The organism is Streptomyces sp. NBC_00322, from assembly GCF_036147535.1.
Classification (GTDB): Bacteria; Actinomycetota; Actinomycetes; order Streptomycetales; family Streptomycetaceae; genus Streptomyces.
In genome coordinates this window covers 8,426,964-8,438,570 of record NZ_CP108019.1, presented here as the reverse complement: position 1 = coordinate 8,438,570, position 11,607 = coordinate 8,426,964, and the positions used below count along the sequence as shown (strand labels likewise).

The window sequence follows — 11,607 nt, the reverse complement described above, 5'->3', positions numbered from 1 at the left end:
CGTCCTACGAGCTGGCTGACGCTATGGCAGCTGCGGGACCGCGCTGCGAGCGCGGCGTCTTCTCTCCGACCTTCTTGGGTCCGTGGTGCGCGGATCGACTGCTTCGCCGGGCGCGACGCAAGGGTCAGTGGGCGGGCGTGTTGCACCTCTGGCTTGAGGGGCTCACGGCACGTCTGCCAACCGGCCAATTGTGTCCTGGTGCTACGCGGGAAGCTGGTGGGCGGTGCCCTCAGCGCCATACGGTCGGTACAGGCGTTTCTTGCGCAGTGCATTCGAGCATGACGTCGCCGGAAAGCAATGCAAGCTATGTCGCCCAAACGCGTGACTACGGGGCGGATGGCGAACATCCCGCTGAAGGAGCTTACCGTCCACGCCGCGACGCGTGAGGGCCGCAGGGCCGGACAGGAGTCGATGGTCACGCGCGGCTCCGATGGGCAGACCGGGCGTCTAGTTCCTTGACCCGCTCGGTGGTGAGTCGGCCCGCGCGGCGGTAGCGGCGCTGTTCGGCGATCGAGGGGGAACCCGTCACTCGCGGTGTCGTTGGTCGGGTTGGGCGCCCGGTAGTCGTCCGGCACGCGCAGGTCGCCGTGGATGGCTTGGTAGGCCATGGCGGCTTCCAGGCCGCGTCGCCAGGCGTACTTTTCGGGCTGGAGGACGCGCAGGGCGATGAACCGGCCGAGCAGTCCGGGCTTGCGGGGTGTGCTGAACAGCAGCAGACCTTCTCCCCCGGCTGTCTGCTGCGGGTCGGCTGACTCGTCGCTGGCGGCACCGTCCGGATCCGTGTCGTCAGGGTCGAGGGGGCGGACGGATTGCCTGCCACGTCTGTCGGAGCGGTCTCGGAGGGTGCGGACGGGTTCAGTGCCGAGGCGGCGAGCGCCTCAACGGCCTTGGCATCGTGGGCGCGCAGGGCTTCCAGCAGGCGGGCGAGGTCGTCATACGCAGGGGAGGCGAGCATCTGGTCGGAGCTCTCCCCCGGGCCGAGCATGACCGGCACCACGATGGTGGCGACCCCCTGTTCGTCACCGGTGCCCGGCCTTGGTGCTGGCTGGCTACTGGGCGGCCTCCCGAAGTGCGGCGCCGCTCGAGGAGAGATGTTGGTGCACAACGCGATTGAGTGCCATCTGTTCTGACCGTGTGTGACATGCCGCGTTTGGCGTAATGGGCTCTTAGGGTTGGTCAGCCGCGTCACTCTGTGCGGGTTGATCACGGTCGTGTCAGGAGCCGTGTGCAGATCCCGTGAGCGGGTTGAGCGGATCCGCCGTGACCGCCGGATGGACCGGAGCGTGTCGGGGTGGGTGCTGGATCCGCGGCATGAGGTGAGCAGGGACACGGTGGGCGAGACTTTGAAGACGCCGGTGCAAGGGTGCGGCTATGGCAGAAGATGAGCGGCGGCCTGACAAGGGCATGGTGGACCGGTCGGAAGGGTTCGGTGAGCGGTTGCTGGGGGTGTTGTTGGACCGGGCACACGAGATGCCGCCGCAGCTGATCGCCCCGCTGATCGCGGAAGAGGTGGCCAGGGTCGGTGGCCGCGAACTCTCGATCCTGCTGCAGGACTATGCGCAGCTGCTGCTGGTGCCGTTGCCGGGTCGGCGGCTGATGGTCGGCGAGCCTGAGCCGATTGGTGACTCTCCTGCTGGCGCGGCCTTCTTGTACGCGACGCGTGTCGAGGTGCCGCAGGCCGACGGGGTCCGGATGTACCTACCGCTGCTGGACGGCAGCGACCAGGTGGGAGTGATGGCCCTCACCCTGGATACCGTCGATGACGACGACCGGCGCCTGCTGCGCAGGCTCGCCGGCCTGGTCGCTGACATGCTGGTCACCAAGCACGGCTACACCGATCAATTCTTCCTGGCCCGGCGCCGCGAACCGATGAGCGTGGCTGCGGAGATCCAGTGGTCTCTGCTGCCGCCGCTGGCGATGTCTGTCCCACAGGTCGCGGTGGCCGGAATCCTGGAGCCCGCCTATAACGTGGCAGGCGACAGCTTCGACTACGCCCTCAACGACGACATCCTGCACGTGGCCATGGTTGATGCGATGGGCCACGGTCTGGACTCTGCCACGATGGCGACTGTCGCCGTCGGCGCCTACCGGCATGCCAGGCGTGCCGACATCGGTCTGTCGGAGATTTACACGTTCATGGACCGGGCCATCGCTGGGCAGTTCGGGCCGGACCACTTCGTCACCGCGCAGATGATGCGCCTGGACATCACAACGGGCCACCTGCAGTGGGTCAACGCGGGCCACCCTGCGCCGCTGCTGATCCGCGAGCACCAGGTCGTCGGGCAACTTCAGGGCCCGACCACGTTGCCGGTCGGCTTCGGCGGTGAAGAGCCGCAGATCAGCGAGCAGATGCTCCAACGCGGCGACCGGGTGCTGTGCTTCACCGACGGCTTGATCGAGGAGCACGAAGCCGGCGAAGAGCCCTTCGGTGAGGAACAGCTCATCCACTGGGTCAACCGCATCGAGCCCGTCGAGAAGGGGGTACGAGCGGTGGTGCGCTCGCTCTCCCACACGCTGCGGCAGCAACGGGGCGGGAGCACCAGCGACGACGCGACTCTCTTCCTGATCGAGTGGCGCGGGGGTGCCGCCGACCATCTCGCCGTCCTGGAGTGAGCCGACAGCCGCGCCACCATAGACAGAGCCGACGGCACGCAGACCCGCTGCTGGCCAACCGCGGCGCGCACTCGCCGCGGGGAGGGTCCGCCGGTGCGCCCCTGACCACGGCCACCCACGGAACCGGGGTCCTCACGAGCCCTGCACGTCCGAGACGCGACCCGAGGGAACAGGGATTTACCGACCGATCGTTCCGCTCCCCCGCACTGCCGCGGACACTCTGCCAGGGAAGCCGGCTCCGCGATCCCCCCGGGGGCATTGTGTGACGCCACCCATGGGGAATGGGGAATGACGCGACCGTCCACAGATGACGCGTAACAACGTATTGACGGGTGCTGCGCGGCAACGAGAGACCGGGGACGATCTGCATCCCTCGCGTGGGGGCGGGCGCCGCTGCTCGGCGGCCGAGGCCGCGTGCAGGGCGCCGGCCCGGCACGAGCAGCGAGCAGGAGGGTGGCCGGGAGCACTGATGAACTGTCCGTCCAGCGCGGCGTTTTGGCGTTCGTTGCGCGCGTGGAACCCGGTCTTGGGGATCGCTGTGCGCGGGAGCGGGTTCGGCTTTGATGACGCGGCGGCTGGGGCCGGGGCGCGTGCAAGCGCTCCGGCATGAGTGGCCGGGCACGGCCCTGTCGGCGGCTTCGGCCGGCCGGTCTCTGGTCATCGCCTTGTTAGGAATGTTTGCGGGGCTGGCGCTTGTGGGACTGGCGTTGTGGCCGGCGCCGGGCTCGTCCGGTCCGCAGGGCCTTGGTGATTTCACGGCGGAGTTCTCCGCGGCCTTGGACGTGGAGGGCTCATGAGCGCTACGGCGCAGCATCGACGTCTGCCGGCCCAAGTCCTCTGTGCGGCCCCGAAACAAGCACGTGTGAGGAGTTTCGCTGCCGCCATCGGTCACGACGGTTTCGGAGAAAGGACAGATGTGGCCCAGCGGCGGGAACTCTGACTGTTCGATCCTGCTGTCCCGCTCATGGCCGCAGGTGCCCTCGCGACCACATCCCTGTTTCAGCACGTAGCTGAAAACCGATCGCCCGACGACGCTGCCGCCAGGGCTCCGCCGCACTCCGGCCGGGCTGAGCGTGCCGACGAGCCGGTCAGGGCTCGGCGGTCTGGTCGGCGGCGGACGCCTGCCGCAGAGCGGTCTGCCGTTCGGACCCTCGGCAAGTCAGCGGGGCGGCATGTCAGTTGTGAGCGCGTCGCGGGCGGCGGCATGCGCCGCCTCGCGGTCGTGCGGGACCAGGCCGATACGGGTGCGGCGGTCCAGGATGTCGGACTCGTCGAGGGCTCCCTCGTGGCGTACGGCCCACAGGAGTTCGGCTCCGGTGACGGGGTGGCCGGGGATGACCGGGCGGGCGAGGGCGGGGGCGGCGAGGCCGATGGCGTGGATCTGGAGTGCTTCGCTCCCGTAGCGGCGGACGAGGCGGCGGGGGGCGTCGAGAGGCGCGAGTGTGCCGGGGCGGGCGGCGCCGACGAGCGGGAGGGTGGCCGTACGGCAGGGGCCTGCGGCCAGGTAGCGTACGCTGACGGCGGCGTCGACGGCGTCCTGGGCCATGCGCCGGTACGTGGTGAGTTTGCCGCCGACGACCGTGACGACACCGTCGGGTGAGGTCAGTACCGCGTGCTTGCGGGAGATGTCGGCGGTGCGTGCGGAGTCTGACGTGGTGTCGAGGAGGGGGCGCAGTCCTGCGAAGGCTCCCACGACGTCGTCCCGGGTCACGGTGACGTCGAGTGCCGAGCCGAGGACATCGAGGAGGAAGCCGATGTCGGTCTCCGGCACTTCGGGTACGTCCGGGATGTCGCCGTCGACGGGTTCGTCGGTGAGCCCCACGTACACCCGGCCGTCGCCTTGGGGCAGGACGAGGACGAAGCGGTTTTTCTCGCCGGGGATCGGGATGTGCAGGCCGGCGGTGAGGCTGCCGAGGTCCTCGGAGCGCAGGACGAGGTGTGTGCCGCGGGAGGGGCGCAGGCGGATGTCGTCGACGAGGCCGCCGGCCCAGACGCCGGTGGCGTTGATGACCGTACGCGCCCGGATCAGCAGTTCCTCGCCGGTGAGTTCGTCGCGGACGCGGGCGCCGGCGCCGCTGAGGTGGAGGGCGCGGGTGCGGGTGAGAATGCGGGCGCCGTGGGCGGCCGCGGTGCGGGCGATCGCGGTGACCAGGCGGGCGTCGTCGGTGAGTTGGCCGTCCCAGGACAGCAGTCCGCCGCGCAGGCCGGCGGGCCGGAGCGCGGGGGCCATGTGACGCGTCTCCACGGCAGAGAGGGTGCGCGGGGCGGGGAGGGTGGCGCGTCGGGTGCGGGCTGAGGCGCGCAGCAGGTCGCCGGCGCGGAAGCCGGCTCGGGCAAGTGCGGCCTGACCGCGGGAGACGAGGGGGGTGAGCGGCAGGACGAAGGGCTGGGCGCGGACCAGGTGGGGGGCGGTGCGTTCCATGAGGATGCCGCGTTCGACGGCGCTTTCGTGGGCGACGTCGAGCTGGCCGGTGGCGAGGTAGCGCAGTCCGCCGTGGATGAGTTTGGAGCTCCAGCGGGAGGTGCCGAAGGCGAGGTCGTGGGCGTCGATCGCGGCGACGGTCAGTTGGCGGGTGGCGGCGTCGAGGGCGGCTCCCGCGCCGGTGGCTCCGAGGCCGACGACGAGGACGTCGACCTGTGTGCCGTCGGCGAGTTCGGCGAGTTCGCGGCTGCGGCGTGCGGCGTTGAGTGAGGACGCGCCGGTTGTGGGGGCGGTCGGGCTGCTCATGGGGTGAGGGTCCTCTCCAGAATGGTCCGCAGTTCGCCGAGGAACGCGGTCTCGGTGAGTTCGGGGTCGGCCTCGTCGGTCATCGTGCGCAGCGACAGCGTGAAGGCCTGCACGGCCAGCAGCAGTGAGCGGGCCTGCAGGCCGGGGTGCATGGTGCGGACGGATCCGTCGGCGTGGCCCTCGGTCAGGGCGCCGGTGATGAGTCCGAGCAGGGCGTCCTGGCTGGCGCCGCGGCGGTCGAGCACGTAGGGCAGGAGCAGTTCGGGGTCCACATCGAGGATCTTGTGGAAGAGCGGGTGGGCGCGGAAGGCGGTGACACCGGCGACCAGTCCGTCGACGAGGCGGGGGCGGGTGGGGGTGCCGGGGTCGTTCTCGGGCATGGCGCCGACGGCGAGCGCGATCCATTCGCGGGTCATCAGGTCGCCGACCAGGGTTCGTACGTCCGGCCATCGGCGGTAGAGCGTCATGCGGGAGACCCCGGCGCGGCGGGCGACGTCGGTGAGGGTCGTCCGGCGCACGCCGACGGCGAGGACGCAGTCGCGTGCCGCGTCGAGGACTGCGTCTGCGTCCGACTGGTTGTGACGAATGGGCGTCATCTGTCACAGTGTAATGCCAGTGCAGGGTGCACGGCACGGCGCCAGGCAAACCGACGGTGAGGAACGACCCAAGTGACCCAGGTGGACATGTTGTGGAGCGGCTGGGGCGACCCGGACAAGGCAGCCCCGCTGCCCGACTCGGTGATCGGTCTGCTGCGCGATCTGCTCGGCGTCACACCGCGCGAGGACGAGCCGGCCCGGCTCGACGGCATCGCCGTCCCTCCGTCCCCGCTCGCCGGTGACACGCTCCGAGTGCTCGCCGGGTGCCTGGGCGACGGCGCATACGTACGCACCGATGCCGAGAGCCGTATCCGGCACACCCGGGGCAAGTCCACCCCGGACCTGCTGCGCATCCGGGCCGGTGAGGTCGACGACATCCCGGCGGCGGTCCTGCTGCCGGGCAGCCATGAGGAGGTGCTGGCCGTTCTGCGCGTCTGCGCCGAACACCGTGTGGCGGCCGTGCCGTTCGGCGGCGGGACCTCCGTCGTGGGCGGACTCGCACCGCAGGTGAAGCGCTGCTTCGTCGCGCTGGACCTGCGCCGCCTCGACGGGCTGCTCGCGCTCGACGAGGTCTCGCGCACCGCGACGCTGCAGCCCGGACTGCGCGCGCCGCAGGCGGAAGCGCTGCTCAACGAGCGCGGCTTCACGCTGGGCCACTTCCCGCAGTCCTACGAGTGGGCATCGATCGGCGGCTTCGCCGCGGCCCGCTCCAGCGGTCAGGCCTCGGCCGGCTACGGCCGCTTCGACGAGATGGTGCTCGGCCTCACCCTCGCCACCCCTGAGGGCACCTGGGAGGCGGGGCGGGCGCCACGCTCGGCGGCCGGGCCGGATCTGCGTCAGCTGATCCTCGGCTCCGAGGGTGCCCTCGGCGTGATCACCTCGGTGACCGTACGGATCAGGCCGCTGCCCGCGACCCGGATCTACGAAGGGTGGCGTTTCGCCTCGTTCGAGGCGGGCGCGGCGGCGCTGCGCACGCTCGCCCAGGACGGTCCGCGACCGGCCGTACTGCGGCTGTCGGACGAGACGGAGACGTTCATCGGCCTGGCCCAGCCGGACAGGATCGGGAGCCCGGACGCACCCGCGGCGGCCGGGTGCATGGCGATCGCCGGATTCGAGGGCACCGCCGAGGACACCGCACACAGCCGCGCGCGGGCCCGCGAGGTGCTCCTCGCGTGCGGCGGCGAGTACGTGGGCCAGGAGCCCGGGGAGCGCTGGGCGCACGGCCGTTACAACGCCCCGTACCTGCGCGACGCACTGCTGGACGCGGGCGCCTTCGCCGAGACGCTGGAGACCGCGGGCTTCTGGTCCGCCCTTCCGGCGCTGTACGGCGCGGTGCGCCAGGCCCTCACCGCCACACTGACCGAGGCAGGCACGCCGCCGCTGGTGATGTGCCACATCTCCCATGTGTACGAGAACGGCGCATCGCTGTATTTCACCGTGGTCTCGGCGCAGGGCGACGACCCGGTCGCGCACTGGGCCCCGGCCAAGCGGGCCGCGAACGACGCGATCCTTGCCTCCGGCGGCACCATCAGCCACCACCACGGCGTGGGGACCGACCACCGCGACTGGTACACCCAGGAGATCGGCCCGGTCGGCGTCCGTGTCCTGCAAGCCGTCAAGGCCGAAATCGACCCTGCCGGGATCCTCAACCCCGGCGTACTCATCCCCGTCCGCTGACCCCTCACGCCCCCTGCCGTCCGAAAGGCGCACACATGCGACAGTTCACCGCGGTCGTCAACCCCGCCGCAGGGGGTTCCAGCGGTACGGCGGCCCTGCTACCGCTGGCCCGCCTCCTGCGGGAGGCCGGGGCACAGATCGACACCCATTACAGCCGCAGCCTGGAACACGCTCGGGAGCTGGCGCGGCAGGCCGGCGAGCAAGGGCACATCGTGCTCGCCGTCGGCGGCGACGGCATAGCCGGCAGCATCGGCGGAGCGCTCAGCGGCACGGACACCGTGTTCGGGCTCGTACCGGCCGGCCGCGGCAACGACTTCGCCCGCGCGCTCACGCTGCCCACCAACCCCTCGGCCCTCGCCGAGGTACTGCTGCACGGCACACCCCGGCCGATCGACACCATCGAAGTCGAATCAGCCGTCCATGACCGGACATCCGTACTGGGCAGCGTGTACGCGGGCGTCGACGCAGTGGCCAACCGGCACGCCAACACCTCCCGGCTGCTGCGCGGCGCCGCCTCGTACTACGCGGGCGGACTACGGGCCGTAGTGACCTGGCGGCCCGCCGCCTACCGCATCACGGTCGACGGCGTGATGCACGAGCGGCGCGGCTACACCGTCGTCGCCGCAAACTCGGGCTTCTACGGGTTCGGCCGCCATATCGCCCCGGACGCGCAGCTCGACGACGGCCTCCTCGACATCGTCGTCATCCAACACGCGCCCAAACGGCTCTTCTTCACCATGATGAACGAACTCAAAACAGGCGCCCATCTGCAGCGACCACAGGTAGAGGTACTACGCGGCAAAGAAATCCGCATCGATGCCGACCGGGACATCCCCTACGGCACGGACGGCGAAGTCGACGCAACACTCCCGGTCACCGTCAGAATCCAGCCCGGGGCACTCAACATCCTCGCCTGACAGCCAGGACACGGCAGGCCCCCCGAGCCGGGGGGCCACCACCCACTCACACACTCCCGTCACCCGAACCGATCTGAAGCGGACGCCCGGCAACGGTGGCCGGCGCCAGGTCCTCGTGCCGGGCCCTGGTGCAGGCCGTGCGGGCGAGATCCGGATCAACAAGGTGCTGACCGCGGTGCCGATGTTCCTCGTCCATGCGGTGGCGAACAACGTGGCCCCGCGTGGGTGTTGGCATGATCCGCCTGCCCGCCAACCACCCCACATCACCCAGGCCGCCTGAACTCTCACAGCCACCGACTCCTCCCGCCTACTCCCTGCGACACGAGACCGCCGGGCATACTCCCCTACCAAGGGAGGGACATATGGTGCTATTCCGGCTGGTCAAGAGGAAGTGGGCTCTAGCATGACTCGAATCATCGCTGACATCTCGGTCTCCCTCGACGGCTTCGTCACCGGGCCCGACCCCGGCCCGGACAACGGTCTGGGCACCGGCGGCGAAGCCCTGCACACCTGGGCGTTTTCCGACGACCCCGAAGACCGCCGGGTCCTGCGCGAGGCGACCGCCCGCTCGGGCGCCGTCGTCCTCGGCCGCCATCTCTTCGACCTGGTCGATGGGCCGAACGGCTGGGACGACAAGTCCGGCTACGGCGCCGGCGAAGTCGGCAAGCCCGCGTTCATCGTCGTGACAAGCTCACCGCCGGAATCGGTGCGGCTCACCGACCTCGACTGGACGTTCGTCACCACCGGCCTGCACGACGCCGTCACCGCCGCCCGCGAGCGCGCCGAGGTAGCCTCGTCGGACAGCCGCAAGGACCTCGACGTCGTCCTCATGGGCGGCGGCGCCACGATCGGCTCGGCGCTCGACGCCGGGCTGGTCGACGCGCTGACGCTCCACCTCGCGCCCGTCGTACTGGGCGCCGGGACACCACTGTTCACCGGCGGAACGCCGCGCACGCTGGTGCAGCGGAGCGTGACCTCGACAACGACCGCGACACACCTGACCTACGACGTCCTCTGACGACCTCGTTGCGGAACTTCACATCGAGCAGTCAACGGCGCCCCGGTGGGCGGCCGTTCTTCATGTGCTTCAGCAGTCACTCCTGACCACACGCCCCCCACTTCGGGGATCGAAGACAGGCACTCACCCGAATCAGGCATAGCACCACACCTGTTGCAACTAGATCCATGAACACCGCACGGACGCCGATCATCCTCGGGTGCACGGCACTCCCGCGGAGGAATGGCCCAGCTCGCCGGCTCGAACCCGAGTCTTCACTCGGCACAGGTGGACCGGCTCCTCGGCCAGTGGCACTCAGGGCCGTTGGGCGGACATGCCCGCGGCACCGGCATCGAGCATGGTGTCGATGCCGGTGCCGCGGGTGGGGGGTTCACCAGGACGTGGCGAGACGCCCGGTTACGAGGCCCAGATGTCGTAGATCGGGATGGCGTTCGTGTCGTTGGAGGTCATGCGGGTCAGGCCGAGCGCATCCTCGACCGTCCGGGTCACGTTGTAGTGGTTGTAGTAGGTGTTCGACGTCGATCCTGCCGCCTTCAGCAGGTTCGGGGAGCCGACGATGATCGTGGGAATGGGGTTGGCGGACGTCCAGTACCTGTCCTCGTCCCAGGTGATGATCAGCAGCGACTTCTGTGTCTTGAACGCGGGGGAGTTCAGCAGCGTCGGCAGGTTGTTCTTCATCCAGTTGTCACCGGCGCTCACGCACGTCTGGATGTTGGGGCTGCAGTTGTTGTGCATGGTGTTGTTGCTGTTGGGTACGAACCACACGTAATTCGGCGTGGTCGACGTGCTCCGGAGGTCCGTCCAGAACTGCGAGATCGGCTTCAGATGGTTCTGGCAGTACGTGGTGTCGTTCCCCACGCCCTTGAAGTAGAGGAACGGCAGGTCATCGGGGTCATACGGGCCGTTGGCCGTGAGGTCGCAGCTGCTGCTCGTGCCCTCGATGTAGCCCTTCCATGTCTTGCCCGCATCCTCGGTGATCGAGCCGAGGTGCTTCGTGTTGATGCCTCCGACGCTGTGCACGTAGGAGAAGTTGTTGCCCTGGATGCCCACTTGGGCGGCGGCCAGTGCGACGTAGTTGGGGTCGCTCGGGTGCATGAGGCCGTGCGAGTTCGTGAGCGTGATGTTGCCGCAGGCGAGCTGGGACAGGTAGGGCGCGGGCGCCGTACTGGGAGAGGCACAGTTGGGCTTGTTGTTGCTCGTGCCGAAGATGTCGCTGGGTGCCTTGTTCTCCATCATGACCATGAAGACGTGGTCCAGCGCCGGAACCGTGCCCGCCGTCGAGGGGGGCGAACCGACATAGAAGTGCACCGGTACGCTGTACAGATCGCCGAGCTTGGGGTCGGTGGCCAGGTCGGTGCTGTATCCGTCGTTGTACAGGTAGTAGGCCACATAGCCCCCGGACGCCAGGCCGCTCGTCGAGAGGGTCACCGTCCCCGAGGCGCCGGTCGCATATTTCCATGCGACGGAACTACCTGATCCGGGCGTGTCATTCTCCTTGTAGATGCCGATCCAGTTGTTCTTGGGTCCCCACTGGTCCGGCACGCTGTACTTGGCTGTGATGGTTTCCCCGGCCGCGTAGCTGGACTTGTCCAGGCCCAGCGTAGGCCCAACCCAGAAGTGGCGGTTGGCCAGTTGGGTGTAGCCGTTGTTCCACAGGAGGTAGGCCACATACTCCCCCGGAATCAGGGTGGTGCCTGCAGCCTGGTTGCTGTCCCCCTCGGTCGTGCCCGGGGCACCACTGCCGGCGAAGGTCAGCGTCCCCGAGGAACTCCTGGCATACGCCCACTTGATCGCGGCGGCCGACCCGGGTGTGTCACCCGCCTTGTAGATGCCCACCCAGTTGTTGTTGTTGGCCGTGGTGGTGTACGTGACGTTGATCGTGTTCCCTTGCATGTACGTCGTCTTGTCAAGGGTGATCGTGTCCGTAGCGGCCGAAGCCGAAGGTACAGCGAGAAACGCTACGAGCAACGCCATCGGCGTGATCAACCAACACAGAAGCCTGAACGGTCTGCGTCTACGGGAGCCAGCCATGTCTCCACTCCTCGTGGGGGCCGCGTG

8 protein-coding genes and 1 pseudogene are annotated in these 11,607 nt (G+C 69.2%); 5 read left to right on the top strand and 4 right to left on the bottom strand.

The window, feature by feature from the left end; genetic code table 11:
• Nucleotides 1-587 precede the first annotated feature (587 nt).
• Nucleotides 588-752 (top strand): hypothetical protein, encoded by a 165-nt coding sequence (locus OG905_RS38340; protein ID WP_328681819.1) that lies wholly within the window; start codon nt 588-590, stop codon nt 750-752.
• Between the two features lie 619 nt (nt 753-1,371).
• Nucleotides 1,372-2,613: a PP2C family protein-serine/threonine phosphatase gene (locus OG905_RS38335; protein ID WP_328681818.1), complete on the top strand. Its 1,242-nt coding sequence runs from the start codon at nt 1,372-1,374 to the stop codon at nt 2,611-2,613.
• Between the two features lie 610 nt (nt 2,614-3,223).
• On the opposite strand, the pseudogene OG905_RS38330 reads toward OG905_RS38335, so the two are convergent.
• From OG905_RS38330 to OG905_RS38320, 3 genes and pseudogenes are all read right to left on the bottom strand, one after another.
• Nucleotides 3,224-3,404 (bottom strand): annotated as a pseudogene (locus OG905_RS38330) (IS30 family transposase); the annotation flags it as partial.
• 368 nt (nt 3,405-3,772) lie between these two features.
• Complete coding sequence (locus tag OG905_RS38325; RefSeq protein ID WP_328681817.1) at nt 3,773-5,341, bottom strand: glycerol-3-phosphate dehydrogenase/oxidase; 1,569 nt, start codon at nt 5,339-5,341, stop codon at nt 3,773-3,775.
• Nucleotides 5,338-5,937 carry a TetR/AcrR family transcriptional regulator gene (locus OG905_RS38320; RefSeq protein ID WP_328681816.1) on the bottom strand — a complete coding sequence of 200 codons (600 nt, stop codon included), beginning with the start codon at nt 5,935-5,937 and terminating at the stop codon, nt 5,338-5,340. The genes OG905_RS38325 and OG905_RS38320 overlap by 4 nt, the downstream gene beginning before the upstream one ends.
• Nucleotides 5,938-6,018: 81 nt before the next feature.
• Here OG905_RS38320 and OG905_RS38315 point away from each other — a divergent pair, with 81 nt between their 5' ends.
• The 3 genes from OG905_RS38315 to OG905_RS38305 all read left to right on the top strand — a co-directional run bounded on the left by OG905_RS38315 (nt 6,019) and on the right by OG905_RS38305 (nt 9,549).
• Nucleotides 6,019-7,614, top strand: coding sequence for an FAD-binding oxidoreductase (locus tag OG905_RS38315; protein ID WP_328682827.1), 1,596 nt, complete (start codon nt 6,019-6,021; stop codon nt 7,612-7,614).
• A 35-nt stretch (nt 7,615-7,649) separates the two neighbouring features.
• Nucleotides 7,650-8,531, top strand: coding sequence for a YegS/Rv2252/BmrU family lipid kinase (locus OG905_RS38310; protein WP_328681815.1), 882 nt, complete (start codon nt 7,650-7,652; stop codon nt 8,529-8,531).
• Nucleotides 8,532-8,934: 403 nt separating this feature from the next.
• On the top strand, nt 8,935-9,549 hold the full coding sequence (locus OG905_RS38305; RefSeq protein ID WP_328681814.1) for a dihydrofolate reductase family protein: 615 nt from the start codon (nt 8,935-8,937) through the stop codon (nt 9,547-9,549).
• A 396-nt stretch (nt 9,550-9,945) separates the two neighbouring features.
• On the opposite strand, the gene OG905_RS38300 is transcribed toward OG905_RS38305, so the two are convergent.
• Nucleotides 9,946-11,523, bottom strand: coding sequence for an alkaline phosphatase family protein (locus tag OG905_RS38300; protein WP_328681813.1), 1,578 nt, complete (start codon nt 11,521-11,523; stop codon nt 9,946-9,948).
• Between the last annotated feature and the right edge of the window lie 84 nt (nt 11,524-11,607).

What these genes read in the sequence shown, in the direction of transcription:
- OG905_RS38300 (WP_328681813.1), bottom strand. Translation starts at nt 11,523, where the DNA reads ATGGCGTTGCTCGTAGCGTTTCTCGCTGTACCTTCGGCTTCGGCCGCT.
- OG905_RS38335 (WP_328681818.1), top strand. Translation starts at nt 1,372, where the DNA reads ATGGCAGAAGATGAGCGGCGGCCTGACAAGGGCATGGTGGACCGGTCG.
- OG905_RS38310 (WP_328681815.1), top strand. Translation starts at nt 7,650, where the DNA reads ATGCGACAGTTCACCGCGGTCGTCAACCCCGCCGCAGGGGGTTCCAGC.
- OG905_RS38320 (WP_328681816.1), bottom strand. Translation starts at nt 5,937, where the DNA reads ATGACGCCCATTCGTCACAACCAGTCGGACGCAGACGCAGTCCTCGAC.
- OG905_RS38305 (WP_328681814.1), top strand. Translation starts at nt 8,935, where the DNA reads ATGACTCGAATCATCGCTGACATCTCGGTCTCCCTCGACGGCTTCGTC.
- OG905_RS38325 (WP_328681817.1), bottom strand. Translation starts at nt 5,341, where the DNA reads ATGAGCAGCCCGACCGCCCCCACAACCGGCGCGTCCTCACTCAACGCC.